The following is a 14,971-nucleotide window of genomic DNA, read 5'->3' as shown; positions in this document are numbered from 1 at the left end:
AACAAAAACGGCCCGCATCAAGCGGGCCGTTGTCGTCTCGGATCCGGTCAATCCGAATTTGGTTGCGGGGATAGGATTTGAACCTATGACCTTCAGGTTATGAGCCTGACGAGCTACCGGGCTGCTCCACCCCGCGTTAAACCTTTGCGCGCCTTCGGTTAAATCCTGGGGACGGTCGGTTGAGGCCGGCGCTGGTCGCGCTGGCTTTCCACTTCCGTCCCAAAGGCTTCCTTGGAAGGCGACCCCTGGGCAACGCCCGTCGGGTGCGGGGGGTATGTATCAAGGCGGGCTGCCTTTGGAAAGGGCTGCGGGAACGTTTTTTTCGACTTTGTGACAGGGGAATGGACGAGTTTCCGCGCCGTTCCGCGCGCTCTTGCCAGAAGTTCCACAAACGGCCAGCCTGCGGCAACAAGATTAAGGCCGAAAACGCCGGGGTGCCGTTCCGGGAGGCGAAGCGAACCTCGAGATTCCGGGTTCGCGCTTCGCGCGCCCCAGAATGACGGTAAACGGGGGAAACAACATTGACCGACACATTCGATTTCGTCGTCGTGGGCGCGGGCTCGGGCGGCTGCACCATTGCGGGGCGGCTGTCGGAGGATCCAGGGACATCCGTCGCGCTGCTCGATGCGGGGGGACGGAACGACACCTGGCGGATCACGACGCCATTCGGGCTCGCGTTGCCCTATGCCGCGGCCAATTGGGCCTTCGATACGGTGCCGCAGAAGGGCTTGAACGGCCGCATCGGCTATCAGCCGCGCGGCAAGGGCCTCGGTGGGTCCTCGGCGATCAACGCCATGGTCTATATCCGCGGCCACAAATGGGATTACGACCATTGGGCCGCGCTCGGCAATTCCGGCTGGTCGTATGCGGACGTGCTGCCCTACTTCAAGCGCTCGGAAGACAACGCCGATTTCGACGGCGAGTATCACGGCAAGGGCGGACCGCTGCATGTCAACCGGCTGCGCTCGGACAATCCGATCCATGACGTCTTCCATCAGGCCGCACGCGAGGCGCAGTTCCGGATCCGCGAGGACTTCAATGCCGAGGACCATGAAGGGCTCGGCAGCTACCAGGTGACCCAGCGGGGCGGCGAGCGCTGGAGCGCGGCGCGGGCTTATGTGGCTCCTCATCTCGGCAAGCGGCCGAATCTGCGGGTCGAGACGGGAGCGCAGGCAACGAAGATCCTGTTCGAAGCAGGGCGCGCCGTCGGCATCGAATATGTGCAGGGCGGGCAGACAAGGCAGCTGCGCGCCCGCCGCGAGGTGATCCTCGCCGCCGGCGCCTTCCAGTCGCCGCAGCTATTGATGCTGTCGGGCATTGGCGATGGCGATGCGCTTGCCGCCCACGGCATCGACGTCGTGCATCACCTGCCGGGCATCGGGCGCAATCTGCAGGACCATCCGGACTTCGTGTTCGTCTACGCCTCCGACTATCCGCACTTCGTTCACGCCTCGATCAGTCGGTTGCCATCCCTGCTGCGCGGTATCCAGCGATATCGCCGCGAGCGGCGCGGCGTGATGACCACCAATTTCGCCGAGTGCGGCGGCTTCCTGAAAACCCGGCCTGATCTCGACGTGCCGGATATCCAGCTCCACTTCGTCATCGCGATGCTCGACGATCACGGCCGCAAGAAGCACAAGGAGGCGGGCTTCTCATGCCATTTCTGTCTGCTCAGGCCGAAGAGCCGCGGCAGTATTGGGCTGAAGAGCGCCGATCCGCTCGCAGCGCCGATGATCGACCCGAACTTCTTGGGCGAGGCGGAGGATCTCGAGGCGATGGTCGCCGGCTTCAAGACGACGCGGCGACTGATGGAGACACCTGCGATGCGGGCGCTGCAGAAGAAGGACATGTTCACATCCGACGTGAAGACGGACGAGGACATCCGCGCCATTCTGCGCGCGCGTGTCGACACCGTCTATCACCCCGTCGGCACCTGTAAGATGGGCACCGACGCGATGGCCGTGGTCGATCCGGCGTTGAAGGTGCATGGCATCGGAGGATTGCGCGTCGTCGACGCCTCGATCATGCCGACGCTGGTCGGCGGCAACACCAATGCGCCGACCATCATGATCGGCGAGAAGGCGGCGGATATGATCCGTGGAGAGATGCGCTAAGTCGTTTTCTGTCATTGCGAGCGCAGCGAAGCAATCCAGAGTCTTTCCGCGGTGGGATTCTGGATTGCTTCGCTACGCTCGCAATGACGACGCGGATAGAGCGACGCGTGTACTCGCCGTCTCGAATCGCGGAGGCTCGCCCTCACCCGGAATTTGCTTTCGCAAATTCCGGCCTCTCCGCACGCGGGAAGAGGCGAAGACACGTTCAACTCAGCAAGAACCCGCCGTCCACGGTCACCACGCTGCCCGTCATGTAGCGCGACGCATTCGACGCCAGCAGCAGGATCGCGCCGTCGAGATCGGACTCGGCGCCGACGCGGCGTTGCGGGATGCGCTTGGCGAGGCGCTCGCCTGCCGGCGTCGACCAGAAGGCGTGGTTCATCTCGGTGTCGATATAGCCGGGCGCCAGCGCGTTGATGCGGATGTTCTGGCCCGCGAGCTCGAGCGCCATCGCTCTCGTCGCCTGGATGATGCCGGCCTTGGAGATCGCGTAAGGCGAGAGCGCCTTCAAGACGCCGGTGCCGAGCACGGAGGCGATGTTGACGATGTTGCCCGGCTGCTTGCGCGCGATCATGCGCCGCGCCACTTCGGTTGCGAGGAAATAGGCGCCTTTGAGATTGGCACCGATCACGGCGTCCCAATCCGCCTCGGTCTGCTCGGTCGCGAGCTTCTCGATGGCGATGCCGGCATTGTTGATCAGCACGGTGACGGGGCCGAGCGCGGCCTCGGCGGCATCGACCGCCCTGGCGATCGAGGCGGTGTCGGTGACGTCGAGCGCGACCGCCGCGGCGCGGCCGCCCTTGCCGCGAATCTCCTCTTCCAGGCCCTTCAATTTGTCGGCCTGCCGCGCGGCGAGCGCCACGGCCGCACCATGCGCCGCCAGCACCCGGGCAAATTGCCGGCCGAGCCCCTGGCTCGCACCCGTGACGAGGATGGTTTCTTTACTGACGTCGAATAGGTCTGACATGACGCGTTCCTTGGACGGTTCCTTTAAGCTTTGGAGCCACCAATACAGACGATTTTAGCGATCTGAAACCGGAATGATCGGCTCGGCGTTCATTCGTTCCGTCGAGGCAGGGCTTTCGCGCATGAACAGTTTCGATCTCGCCGTCTATGCCGCGCTGGCAGTCGCGGTCGGCTTGGGGTTCAGGACCGGGCTGCTACGCAGCGCCATGACCATCCTCGCTTATCTGCTCGCCGCCCCGATCGCGGTGGCGCTGATGCCGCTGATCGCACCGCAGATCGCCGGCAATCCGAACTCGCCGCTGCTGCAGAACTGGATCTGGTTCTTCGCCATCTTCGTGGTCGTCGGCATGCTGTTCGGCCATATCGGCCGCATCGCGCTGAACGACACGATCGGCGAGGCCGGCATCGGCGACCGGCTCGGCGGCGCGGCGCTCGGCGCCGTCAGGGTCGGCCTCGTCGCCACTACCTTGGTGCTGGTGTTTGATCAGATCGTGCCGACGAACCGCCAGCCGCCCTTCCTCGCCGGCTCGCATCTGCGGCCGCTGTTCTCGACCGCGGGCCAGATGGGCTTCAAGTCGCTGCCGCCGGAGGCTGCCGCCGCAATCGACCGCCTCAAGCAGGAGCGGCGGATCTAGTCCAGATCATGCCCGCGCATTTGCATCGCCGCAGCGCACGCCATGCATTTTGGTGCGGGCCGATCCCTTATCAGCGGCATCACAGTTGGCTAATGTAGCCGCCGTCCAAAACCTGCCTGACATTTACGGGAGTGAAACAGTGGATCTTGGGATCAAAGGTCGCCGCGCCATCGTCTGTGCATCCAGCAAGGGCCTCGGGCGCGCCTGCGCCTTCTCGCTGGCGGAGGCCGGCGTTGACGTCACGCTGACCGCGCGCGGCGCTGATGCGCTGAAGAAGACCGCCGACGAGATCCGCAAGGCCTATCCCGACGTGACGGTCACCGAGATCGTCGGCGACATCACGACGCCGGCGGGCCGCGAGGCGGTGCTGAAGGCCTGCCCCGAGCCCGACATCCTGATCAACAATGCCGGCGGCCCGCCGCCCGGCGATTTCCGCAACTGGACCCGCGACGACTGGATCAAGGCGATCGACGCCAACATGCTGACCCCGATCGAGCTGATCAAGGCGACCGTCGACGGCATGATGGCGCGCAAGTTCGGCCGCATCGTCAACATCACCTCGGCCGCGGTGAAGGCGCCGATCGATATCCTCGGCCTCTCCAACGGAGCCCGCGCCGGCCTCACCGGCTTCATCGCCGGCCTGTCGCGCAAGACCGTCATCAACAACGTCACCATCAACGGCCTTCTGCCGGGCCCGTTCGAGACCGATCGCCTGACCAGCACCGCGAAGGGCGAAGCCGACAAGCGCGGTGTCACACCGCAGCAGATCCTGGCCGAGCGCGCCAAGCTCAACCCCGCGGGGCGCTTCGGTCAGCCCGACGAATTCGGCTATGCCTGCGCCTTCCTGTGCGGCGCCAAGGCCGGCTTCATCACCGGACAGAACATTCTGCTGGATGGTGGCGCGTTCCCGGGGACGCTGTAGTCGCGTTTGCAGATGTACTCCCTCGCCCCGTTCCTACGGGGAGAGGGTTGGGGTGAGGGGCTCTCTCCGCAAAGCACGGTGACAGTCGGACTCGCGGAGACTCCCCCTCACCCGGCGCTTCGCGCCGACCTCTCCCCGCACGCGGGGCGAGGTAAAATCATCACCGCTGCTTGGTCGGCTCGTCCTCATCCTGCTGGCTCGGAGCGGAGGAATCGGCCGTGGTGCGCTCATCGGTCCAGTCGATGCCGAATTCGTCGAGCCCGTTCGCGAGCAGATCGCCCAGCATGGGCTCGCCGAGCAGATAGTGCACCGTTTCGCGGCGTGGGCTGCCATATTCACGGCGCGCCTCCGACGCGCGGGCGCGCAGATCGTCCCAGTCATCGATCGTGCCATCGCCGCGTCCGAGCCAGGTCAGCGCGACGAGATCGAGCTGCTCGTCCTCGTTCAGGGCGATCATGAAGCTTCCGAGCTCCTGGACGACAGGATCGGAGCCATCGTCGTCGAGGACGTCCATCATATCGTCGTCGGCCGCGTTCGAGCCGGAGTCCGGATCAGAAGCCCCCTCCTTGACGTCGAATTCGCGCGCCTTCTCGATGATAAAGGCGACCTTTTCCGCGGAAATCGCAAGCTCTGGCATGGCGTCCTCTTCGGCTAGCATCCAGTTCCCCGCGATAACGCCACATCACCTCAGATGATCCATTGCGCCCGATGGCAGAAAACGTGCATGTTCCAGCGCAAGAGCAAGAAAATGGGAGGCGGCGGATGCAGTGGAAGGTCGGCAAGGTCAGGATCACGAAATTCGTCGAAATGGAGACGGTCGGCTCGACCCGCTTCATCCTGCCGGCAGCCACCCATGACGAGATCCAGAAGCTGCCCTGGCTGATCCCGCATTTCGCCACCGACGAAGGCCGGCTGAAAATGTCGATCCACTCGCTGGTGGTGGAGACGCCGACGCGCCGGATCGTGGTGGACACCGGCCTTGGCAACGGCAAGCAGGGCCGCGGCGTCCCCACCTGGAACAACCGCAGCACGCCGTTCTTGGAGACCATGACCGCGGCGGGGTTTCCGCCTGACAGCATCGACACCGTGCTGTGCACGCATCTTCACGTCGACCACGTCGGCTGGAATACGCGGCTGGTTGACGGCCGATGGGTGCCGACCTTCCCGAAGGCGCGCTATCTTTTCGGCAGGACCGAATATGAGCATTGGCGTGATTACACGGCCGAGCCGGACAAGGTCGCGGTGTTCAACGACTCCGTGAAGCCAGTGGTCGATGCCGGCCAGGCCGATCTGGTTCCGAGTGACCATCGGCTTTGCGAGGAGATCGAAATGATCCCAACCCCCGGTCACAGCCCGGGGCACATGAGCGTCCTGATCGAGTCCGATGGCGAGCAGGCGCTTCTGACCGGCGACGTTGCCCATCATCCCTGCCAGATGGCCCATCTCGACTGGTGCTCGACCGTGGATACCGATCCCGCGCGTTCGGCGGCAAGCCGGCACGCGGTGTTCTCGCGCTTTGCCGACACACCCACACTGGTGATCGGCGGTCATTATTCCGCCGGACATATCAAGCGAGACGGCGACGCATTCAGGTTCGTGGCGCTGGGGTGATGCCCGTTTTGGGCGGTTGAATTTCCCGCCGCCCTGTTCCATGAAGCAGTTAACCGATCGGTCCATTCCCAGGGAGAAACGAGAATGAAGCTTGTTCGTTATGGCGAGAAGGGTGCGGAAAAGCCCGGCCTGATCGACAGATCCGGCCAGTTGCGCGACCTGTCGGCGCATCTGAAGGACCTCACCGGCGAGGCCTATTCGCCTGAATCCCTGAAGAAGCTGGCCGCGCTCGATCCCGCCTCGCTGCCCGCCGTCTCCGGCAAGCCCCGGTTCGGCGCCCCCGTCACCGGTATCTCGAAATTCGTCGCGATCGGCCTCAACTATTCCGACCATGCCAAGGAGACCGGCGCCGAGATCCCGAGCGAGCCGATCATCTTCATGAAGGCCAATACCTCGCTGTCGGGCCCGAATGATCCCGTCGAGAAGCCGCGCGGCTCGACCAAGCTCGACTGGGAGGTCGAGATCGCCGCCATCATCGGCACCCGCGCCAAATACGTCTCGGAAGCCGACGCGCTGAACCACGTCGCCGGCTATTGCGTCTGCAACGACGTCTCCGAGCGCGCTTTCCAGATCGAGCGCCTGGGCCAATGGACCAAGGGCAAGTCGCACGACACGTTCGGCCCGCTCGGGCCGTGGCTCGCCACCAAGGACGAGATCAAGGACGTGCAGAACCTGTCGATGTGGCTCGACGTCAACGGCCAGCGCCGACAGACCGGCTCGACCAAGACCATGATCTTCTCAATGGCGAAGTGCATCTCCTACGTCTCGCAGTTCATGACGCTCCTGCCCGGCGACGTCATCACCACGGGCACCCCGCCCGGCGTTGGCCTCGGCATGAAGCCGCCGACCTTCCTCAATGTTGGCGACGTCGTCACGCTCGGCATCGAAGGCCTCGGCGAGCAGCGCCAGGAGATCGTGGCGGCGTGAGCCTCCGCCCTCTCGCCGTCATTGCGAGCGAAGCGAAGCAATCCAGAATCCCTCCGCGGCAACACTCTGGATTGCTTCGTCGCTTCGCTCCTCGCAATGACGAAACAAAACGTTCATTTGTGGGATACTCTCCATGAAGCTCACCTTCTCCCCCGCCTCGCCCTTTGCCCGCAAGGTGCGCATTGCTGCGATCGAGCTCGGGCTGATCGACAAGATCGAGCTCGTGCCCGCGAGCGTCACGCCGGGCACCGCCAACGAGGATTATTCGAAGATCACGCCGCTGAAGAAGCTGCCGGTGCTGATCACCAATGACGGCGACGTGATCCTGGATTCCTATGTCATCGTCGAATATCTCAACGAGATCGCCGGCGGCAGCCTGATCCCGGATTACGGCCCGCGGCGCTGGAAAGCCAAGACCAATCACTCGCTGATCAACGGCATGCTCGATTCCATGCTGCTGTGCCGCTACGAGAAGATGGTGCGGCCGCAGGGCCTGCAATGGCAGGCCTGGTCGGACGACCACTGGAACAGGGCCTGGACCGGCATGGCGCGCTTCGAGAACATGCCTGACGTGCTGAACGGCCCGTTCGACATCTCGCAGATCGGCCTCGTTTGCGTGCTCGGCTATGCCGACTTCCGCTTCGCCGATTGCGGCTGGCGTAAGGCCTTTCCGAAGCTCGACGCATTCCACCAGAAGATGCTGGAGCGGCCCTCCGTCAAGATCTCGGTGCCGCCAGCGGCATAAGTCTCGGGAGTTCTCATGAGCCTCAGATTCTCGGTCGGCGATCTCACCATCCATCGCGTCATCGAGCAGGAGACCTCGTTCGTCCCGGCGCTTGAGATGCTGCCGGGGCTGACGGCCGAGGTGCTGGCCGAGAACCGGGCTTGGATGCGCGAGGCGAAGGCACTGGACGATGAGGACGTGCTGCTGCTGTGCTTCCAGTCCTACGTGGTGAAGACGCCGCACCACACCATCCTGGTCGACAGCTGCATCGGCAACGACAAGCCGCGGCCGCGGCCGAAATGGAACATGAAGACCGACGACACCTATTTGCGCGGTCTCGGCGCGGCGGGGTTTTCGGTCGACGACATCGACTTCGTGATGTGCACGCATCTGCATGTCGACCATGTCGGCTGGAACACGCGGCTGGAAAACGGCCGCTGGGTGCCGACCTTCCCCAAGGCGCGCTATTTGTTCGCCAAGCAGGAATTCGATCACTGGTCCGCGCAGAACGAGAAGACGGAGATCCCGCCCTTCGTCGACAGCGTGTTGCCGGTGGTCGAGGCCAACAGGCACGAGCTCGTCGGCAACGACCACGAGATCGGCGACCACGTCCGCATCCTGCCGACACCTGGCCATACGCCGGGCCATATCGCCATCACGATGGGCCGCGGCAAGGACGATGCGGTGTTCTCGGGCGATCTCATCCACTCACCGCTGCAGACGCTCTATCCGGAGCTGTCGATCAAGTTCGACGTCGATCCGGCCGAAGCCGCGAAAACGCGCCGCAGCTTCCTGGAACGCTATTGCGACACCGACACGCTGTGCTGCACCGCGCATTTCCCCTCGCCGTCGGTCGGGAAGATCAGGCGCAAGGGCAACGCGTTCGAATGTGTGGCGGTTTAGTCTGGCTGTCGTAGGGTGGGTTAGCTCTGCGGCTGCGCGAAGCGCAGACGCCGAGCGTAACCCACCACTTCTGCCTCCGCGGAGAATAAAGACGTGGGTTACGCCGCGCGGCTTGCGCTTCGCGCAATCCCCGGGGCTAACCCACCCTACGATACTGCCCGTGTGGAGAATACCATGACCGCGCTCCCCGACATTCCCCTGCCCGCCGGCATCCGCTCGCGCACCGTCGACGGCATCAACGGCTTGCGGATGCATGTGCTGGAGGCCGGTTTCGAGACCAAGGGACGGCCCTGCATCCTGCTGCTACACGGCTTTCCCGAGCTCGCCTTCTCCTGGCGCAAGGTGATGCCGACGCTGGGCGCGGCCGGCTACCACGTGATCGCACCGGACCAGCGCGGCTACGGGCGCACCACGGGATGGAGCGCGGACTACGACGGCCCTCTCGCGCCGTTCTCGCTTCTCAATCTCGTGCGCGATGCGCTCGCCCTGGTGTCGGCATTCGGCTACAGGCAGGTCGATGTGGTCGGACATGATTTTGGCAGCCCGGTCGCAGCCTGGTGCGCCTTGATCCGGCCCGACGTGTTTCGTTCGGTGACGATGATGAGCGCGCCATTCGGCGGACCGCCGCCGCTGCCGTTCGGCACGGTCGACAATCCGGCAAAGCCCGCGGTGGAAGACCCGGTGCATCGTGAGCTCGCCGCGCTGCCGCGGCCACGCAAGCACTATCAATGGTATTATTCGACACGCGAAGCCAATGCCGACATGCAGCATGCACCGCAAGGCGTGCATGATTTCCTGCGCGCCTATTATCATCACAAGAGCGCGGACTGGACCGACAACAAGCCCTATCCGCTGCAGGCATGGTCGGCGCAGGAGCTGGCGAAGCTGCCGACCTATTACGTGATGAACTTGCACGAGACCATGGCCGAGACGGTCGCGAAGGAGATGCCCTCGCCGGCCGCGATCGCCGCGAACCAATGGCTGCCGGACAGCGACCTTACCTATTACAGCGCCGAATACAGCCGCACCGGATTTCAGGGCGGGCTGCAATGGTACCGCTACGGCACGTCGGGCACGCTCAACGACGAGATGCAATTGTTTGCTGGCCGCAGCATCGACGTGCCCTCCTGCTTCATCTCGGGCAAGCAGGATTGGGGCACCTATCAACGGGCCGGCGCTTTCGAGACGATGCAGCGCAGCGCGTGCACGAAGATGCTCGGCTGCCATCTCGTCGACGGCGCCGGCCATTGGGTCCAGCAGGAGCAGCCTGCCGCGGTGAGCAGGTTGCTGCTCGACTTCCTCGCCAAGGCGGGCGTGGCCTGATTTGACCGGGAACCACAATCTCCATCAAACAGCCGTTGCGAGATTCGGCCAGACTGCGCATCATCTTCGAGCAATCAGAGCGGGAGAAGCGCCGTGGCCGGATCGGAATGGAGTTTCAGGAGTGCGGTCGAATTGTCGGCCGCGTTGCGCGCGAAGAAGGTCTCGGCGGTCGAGCTGACGCAGGACGCGATCGCGCGTATCGAACGGCACGACGGCAGGATCAACGCGGTGTGCGTGCGCGATTTCGATCGCGCGCTCGTTGCGGCGCGCGAGGCGGATGCGGCGCTGGCGCGCGGCGAGCACAAGCCGCTGCTCGGCCTGCCCACGACGATCAAGGAATCCTTCAACATCGCAGGCCTGCCGACGACCTGGGGATTCGTGCCGCAGAAGGGCTTCAAGCCCGTGGAAGACGCGCTGGCGGTGACCCGCATCAAGCAGGCCGGCGGCGTGATCCTCGGCAAGACCAACGTGCCGGTCGGCCTCGGCGACTGGCAGAGCTACAACGACATCTACGGCACCACCAACAACCCCTACGATCTCGGCCGCACGCCGGGCGGTTCGTCCGGGGGATCGGCGGCAGCCCTCGCCGCAGGCTATTGCGCGCTCGCCACCGGCTCGGACATCGGCGGCTCCCTGCGTGTGCCGGCATTTCATTGCGGCGTGTTCGCGCACAAGCCGACCCTTAATCTCTGCGCGGCGCGCGGCGAGACCCCGCCGCCGTTTCCAGCCATTCCGCGCGAGGGCGACCTCGCCGTCATCGGGCCGATGGCGCGCACGGCGGCGGATCTGTCCTTGCTGCTCGACGTCATGGCGGGACCCGATCCTCTCGACATCGGTATCGCCTACAAGCTCGATTTGCCGGCTGCGCGGCATCAGTCGCTGCGGGATTTTCGTATCCTGGTGATCGACAGCCATCCTCTGCTGCCGAGCGACCGGGATGTCCGCAGCGCAATCGACAAGCTCGCAATCGATCTTGCGAAGGCCGGCGTCACCGTCGCACGCGAGAGCGCGCTGCTCCCGGACTTCGCGGAGACGTCCCGGCTTTACATGCGCATGCTGCTGGGTTTCCTCGGCGCGTTCCTACCTCCCGACGAGTTGGCGGATGCGCAGGCGCGGGCGAGCCAGCTCTCGCCGGAAGATCGCAGCCTCGGCGCGGAGCGACTGCGCGGCATCACCGCGAGCCACCGCGCCTGGGTCCTCGACGCAGGGACCCGCGCCGTGCTCCGCGCGCAATGGCGGGCGTTGTTCAAGAGCTTCGACGCGGTGATCTGCCCGATCATGCCGACGCCGGCCTTTCCGCACGATCATTCGCCGGAACAACGCCTGCGAACGATCAGCATCGACGGCAAGGATTACCCCTATTCCGACCAGCTCGCCTGGCCGGGCATCGCAACGCTTCCGGGCCTGCCGGCAACGGCCGTTCCGCTCGGCCTGTCGAAACACGGTCTGCCTGTCGGTGTGCAGATCGTCGGTCCCTTCCTCGAGGACAGGACGCCGCTCAAGCTCGCCGAGCTGATCGAGCGCGAGTTCGGCGGCTTCGTGCCGCCGAAGATGTTCGATGATTGATGCTTCGAAGTCCTGTAGCCCGGATGGAGCGAAGCGAAATCCGGGACAGCCGATCCGCGACAAAGATCCCGGATTGCGCTTCGCTCCATCCGGGCTACGAACTGTCATGCCCGGCTTGACCGGGCGATGACACCGTAACGGCCGCTAGCTATCGAACACGATCACGCTGCGCAGCGTCTTGCCTGCCTTCATGTTGGCAAAACCCTCGTTGATCTCGGAGAGCTTCAGCTTGGCCGAGATCCAGTCTTCCAGATGCAGCCGGCCGCGCAAATAGAAGTCGACTAGGCGCGGCATGTCGACCCGAAAGTGGTTCGAGCCCATCGAGGAGCCCTGGATCTTGCGCTCGCGCAGAAAGTCGAAGCCGTGCAGCTCGATCTTCTGCCCAAACGGGATCATGCCGACGATGGTGGCGGTGCCGCCGGAGGCGAGCATCGCAAAAGCCTGCTCGGCCGTCTCCTTGCGGCCGAGCACCTCGAAGGAATGATGCACGCCGCCATTGGTGAGGTCGCGGACCTGCTTCACGACATCGCCGTCGGCCGGGTTGATGATGTCGGTCGCGCCAAGCTTGGTCGCGAGCTGGAGTTTTGCGGGATTGGTATCGATGGCGATGATACGGCCGGCGCCGGCGATCTGCGCGCCGTTGATCGCGGCCATGCCGACGCCGCCGCAGCCGATCACCGCCACGGTCTCGCCGGCCGTCACCTTCGCCGTGTTCACCACCGCGCCATAGCCGGTGATGACACCGCAGCCGATCAGCGCGGCGAGATCGAGCGGCATGTCCTTGCGGATCTTCACAATGGCATTCTCGTGCACCAGCATCTGCTCGGCGAAGGAGGAGAGATTGAGGAACTGGTGCAGCTTCTCCGGCTTCGACCATTGCATCCGGTTGGAGACGCCCGGCAGCATCTTCACCGTCGCGTCGGTGCAGAGCACGGTGCGGCCGGTCGTGCAATTGTCGCAGGTGCCGCAGAAGACGGAGAGACATGTGACGACATGGTCGCCGGGCTTCACATAGGTGACATCGGAGCCGACCTGCTCGACCACGCCGGCGGATTCGTGTCCGAGCACTGCCGGCAGCGGATGCGGATAGAGCCCTTCCATGAAATGCAGGTCGGAGTGGCAGAGGCCGGCGACGGCGGTGCGGATCAGCACCTCGCGCGGTCCCGGCTTCGGCAGGCTGATGTCCTCGATGACGAGCGGCTGGTTGACTTCATAGAGGACGGCGGCCTTCATCGAACACTCCCTATCGCGCTTTTTGTTTGATCGCAGCGCGCAGCCTACGCCGCCAGAACCAGTTCGCCAACCTCGCTCATGCCGGCTGCGCGATCGCCGAGCAGCAGTTCGGCCATCTTCGCCTGCGCGGCATTTTCCGTCAGCCGGAACGGATCGTTCGGCGCCACGCGGTGGTCGGTCACGAGGCGCGACAGCAGCAGCCGGCGTGCATCGCCGCGCATCTCGTAAATGCGGTGTGCTTCCCAGGCGAGCGCGACTGCGCTGGCGACGTGATAGAGCGCGCTGGTAGCGCGGCGCGCATCGGCTTCGTTCTCGGACTTGGCCGCAACTTCGCGTGCGAAGCCGACGGCGCGGTCGGTGAGGCCACGCAGATGATCGCGCCAAGCCTGCGGCACCGAGGCGCTGTCGCCGAGCCGGGCGTGCAGATCGGCTGCGAGCGCGGATTCCGCGCCGTGGCGGCCGACTGCCCGCCGCAGCGCATCGATCGCGACGATGTTACCGGTGCCTTCCCAGACCGAGCCGAGATGCGCATCGCGCAACAGGCGGGCGGTGGCGAATTCCTCGATATAGCCGATGCCGCCGCGCATCTCGAGCGCATCGCCGCAAACCTTGCGCGCATCGCGCGTGGCGCGGAACTTCAGCGTCGGCGTGAGAATGCGCAGCAGCGCCGCGGCATCCTGGCTGCCGGCCTCGGCACGGTCGAGGGCATCAGCAGTGAGGAAGCTCATCGACAGGCCCTGCTCCACCGGCAGCATGATCTTCAGCATTTGTCGCCGCCCCAGCGGCAGATCGATAATGCGCTGGCCGAACACCACGCGGTTGGTCGCCACCGTCATCGCGTCATGATAAGCGCGGCGCATCAGCGCGGTGGACTTGACGCCGTTGGAGAGCCGCGAGGAGTTCACCATCTCGGCCATCTGCACGAAGCCGCGGTCGAGCTTGCCGACGGCATAGGCGATCGCGCCTTCGAGCTTGATCTCGCCCGAGGCCATCGAGCGGGTGCCGAGCTTGTCCTTGAGGCGCACGATCCGGTAATGGTTCTGCGAACCGTCGTCGAGGAAACGCGGCATCAGGAACAGGCCGACGCCGCGCGTGCCGGGGCCGGCGCCTTCCGGGCGCGCCAGCAACATCACGACTTTCGCGTCGGCATTCGAGCAGAACCATTTCTCGCCATAGAGGCGCCAATGGTCGCCGTCCTGCACGGCGCGCGTGGTCAGCGTGCCGACGTCGGAGCCGCCCTCCTTCTCGGTCATGAACTGGCCGCCTTGGGTCAGCTTGCTCATGTCGGTCGAGGTCAGGCCATCAAGATATTTCGCCTTGAGCGCCTCGCTGCCGAAATTCGCCAAGAGCTTGGCGCAGCCATCGGTGACGTTGATCGGGCAGCCCATGCCGAATTCGGTCTGGTTGAACAGGAAGGTGAAGGCGTGCTTGGCGACAACAGGGTATTTGTCCGGCCAGCCCATGACACCCTTGCGGATGGAGAGCGCGTGGATGCCGAACTCGCCGAATGCAGCGTTCTCCAGCTCGCGATAGGCCGGATGATATTCGATCCATTGCACGTCGCGGCCGAACTTGTCGCGCTGGTGCAGGATGGGCGTGTGCCGGTCGGCGAGCCGCGCGCATTCGTCGAGATGGCCGCCGGCGAGCTCACCGAGCCGGTCGAGATGCGGCTCGATGTGTCGGAACAGATTCTCCGGCAGATGGATGCGGAGCAGGTCCGTGAGCGCGGGATCGGCGCGGTAGAAATTCATGCCCGACGTATCGGGCGCCAGCAGGCCGGAGGGTGCGGCCGCGATATCTTTTGGCTGCGCTTTAACCGGTCCGGGCATGATCGTCCTCTTCGTTTCCGTCCGACGGCAATTCTTTGCGCTTGCCGCTTTGGATGATGTCGATCATGCTCCAGTCGCGGACAGCGATAAAGCCGCAAAATGTCAGGGCGGCATGATCGCCGCGAGGGAGCAACTCGCCCTGCGGAATTGTGATCGCGCCGGCTGGTTGTCTGCGCGGACCATGCATAGATCAGCGGCTCCTACCTCCGAGAGATCAC

14 protein-coding genes and 1 tRNA gene are annotated in these 14,971 nt (G+C 64.6%); 9 read left to right on the top strand and 6 right to left on the bottom strand.

The annotated features are described in order from the left end of the window. Window positions 1-59: 59 nt before the first annotated feature. A tRNA-Met gene (locus I6F12_RS13855) sits at window positions 60-136 on the bottom strand. A gap of 385 nt (window positions 137-521) precedes the next feature. Between I6F12_RS13855 and I6F12_RS13850 the strand changes: the two genes are divergently transcribed. Further along, on the top strand, window positions 522-2,114 hold the full coding sequence (locus I6F12_RS13850) for a choline dehydrogenase (RefSeq protein ID WP_225156629.1): 1,593 nt from the start codon (window positions 522-524) through the stop codon (window positions 2,112-2,114). Between the two features lie 205 nt (window positions 2,115-2,319). Here the strand turns inward: I6F12_RS13850 and I6F12_RS13845 are convergent, their stop codons facing one another. Beyond that, window positions 2,320-3,081 (bottom strand): SDR family oxidoreductase, encoded by a 762-nt coding sequence (locus I6F12_RS13845; protein WP_057028324.1) that lies wholly within the window; start codon window positions 3,079-3,081, stop codon window positions 2,320-2,322. Between the two features lie 121 nt (window positions 3,082-3,202). Here I6F12_RS13845 and I6F12_RS13840 point away from each other — a divergent pair, with 121 nt between their 5' ends. Both I6F12_RS13840 and I6F12_RS13835 read left to right on the top strand, forming a co-directional pair. After that, window positions 3,203-3,715 carry a CvpA family protein gene (locus I6F12_RS13840; RefSeq protein ID WP_035997319.1) on the top strand — a complete coding sequence of 171 codons (513 nt, stop codon included), beginning with the start codon at window positions 3,203-3,205 and terminating at the stop codon, window positions 3,713-3,715. A 139-nt stretch (window positions 3,716-3,854) separates the two neighbouring features. Further along, window positions 3,855-4,637 (top strand): SDR family oxidoreductase, encoded by a 783-nt coding sequence (locus I6F12_RS13835; RefSeq protein WP_035997153.1) that lies wholly within the window; start codon window positions 3,855-3,857, stop codon window positions 4,635-4,637. Window positions 4,638-4,797: 160 nt separating this feature from the next. On the opposite strand, the gene I6F12_RS13830 is transcribed toward I6F12_RS13835, so the two are convergent. Then, complete coding sequence (locus tag I6F12_RS13830; RefSeq protein WP_035997316.1) at window positions 4,798-5,274, bottom strand: DUF3775 domain-containing protein; 477 nt, start codon at window positions 5,272-5,274, stop codon at window positions 4,798-4,800. Window positions 5,275-5,399: 125 nt separating this feature from the next. On the opposite strand from I6F12_RS13830, the gene I6F12_RS13825 reads away from it, so the two are divergent. The 6 genes from I6F12_RS13825 to I6F12_RS13800 all read left to right on the top strand — a co-directional run bounded on the left by I6F12_RS13825 (window position 5,400) and on the right by I6F12_RS13800 (window position 11,691). Next, window positions 5,400-6,248: an MBL fold metallo-hydrolase gene (locus tag I6F12_RS13825; RefSeq protein WP_225156628.1), complete on the top strand. Its 849-nt coding sequence runs from the start codon at window positions 5,400-5,402 to the stop codon at window positions 6,246-6,248. An 84-nt stretch (window positions 6,249-6,332) separates the two neighbouring features. Further along, window positions 6,333-7,175, top strand: coding sequence for a fumarylacetoacetate hydrolase family protein (locus I6F12_RS13820; protein WP_035997147.1), 843 nt, complete (start codon window positions 6,333-6,335; stop codon window positions 7,173-7,175). A 133-nt stretch (window positions 7,176-7,308) separates the two neighbouring features. Further along, a complete protein-coding gene (locus I6F12_RS13815; protein WP_036020960.1) occupies window positions 7,309-7,920 on the top strand; it encodes a glutathione S-transferase family protein in 612 nt (203 codons plus the stop codon). Window positions 7,921-7,935: 15 nt separating this feature from the next. Further along, complete coding sequence (locus I6F12_RS13810; RefSeq protein ID WP_225156626.1) at window positions 7,936-8,802, top strand: MBL fold metallo-hydrolase; 867 nt, start codon at window positions 7,936-7,938, stop codon at window positions 8,800-8,802. A gap of 174 nt (window positions 8,803-8,976) precedes the next feature. After that, window positions 8,977-10,125 (top strand): alpha/beta hydrolase, encoded by a 1,149-nt coding sequence (locus I6F12_RS13805; RefSeq protein ID WP_275969576.1) that lies wholly within the window; start codon window positions 8,977-8,979, stop codon window positions 10,123-10,125. Window positions 10,126-10,218: 93 nt separating this feature from the next. Then, on the top strand, window positions 10,219-11,691 hold the full coding sequence (locus I6F12_RS13800) for an amidase (protein ID WP_225156624.1): 1,473 nt from the start codon (window positions 10,219-10,221) through the stop codon (window positions 11,689-11,691). Window positions 11,692-11,835: 144 nt separating this feature from the next. On the opposite strand, the gene I6F12_RS13795 is transcribed toward I6F12_RS13800, so the two are convergent. Genes I6F12_RS13795 through I6F12_RS13785 form a run of 3 tightly spaced genes read right to left on the bottom strand, consistent with a single transcriptional unit; the run spans window position 11,836 to window position 14,940 of the window. Then, window positions 11,836-12,924 carry a Zn-dependent alcohol dehydrogenase gene (locus tag I6F12_RS13795; protein WP_035997137.1) on the bottom strand — a complete coding sequence of 363 codons (1,089 nt, stop codon included), beginning with the start codon at window positions 12,922-12,924 and terminating at the stop codon, window positions 11,836-11,838. 44 nt (window positions 12,925-12,968) lie between these two features. Next, the gene (locus I6F12_RS13790; protein ID WP_225156622.1) at window positions 12,969-14,753 is read right to left on the bottom strand and encodes an acyl-CoA dehydrogenase family protein; all 1,785 of its coding nucleotides are present in this window, start codon (window positions 14,751-14,753) and stop codon (window positions 12,969-12,971) included. Then, the gene (locus I6F12_RS13785; protein ID WP_035997131.1) at window positions 14,737-14,940 is read right to left on the bottom strand and encodes a hypothetical protein; all 204 of its coding nucleotides are present in this window, start codon (window positions 14,938-14,940) and stop codon (window positions 14,737-14,739) included. The genes I6F12_RS13790 and I6F12_RS13785 overlap by 17 nt, the downstream gene beginning before the upstream one ends. Window positions 14,941-14,971 lie beyond the last annotated feature (31 nt).

The sequence above is a fragment of the Bradyrhizobium sp. IC4059 genome, from assembly GCF_020193615.1.
Lineage (GTDB): Bacteria > Pseudomonadota > Alphaproteobacteria > Rhizobiales > Xanthobacteraceae > Bradyrhizobium > Bradyrhizobium yuanmingense.
This window is presented reverse-complemented; position numbering and strand designations above follow the sequence as displayed.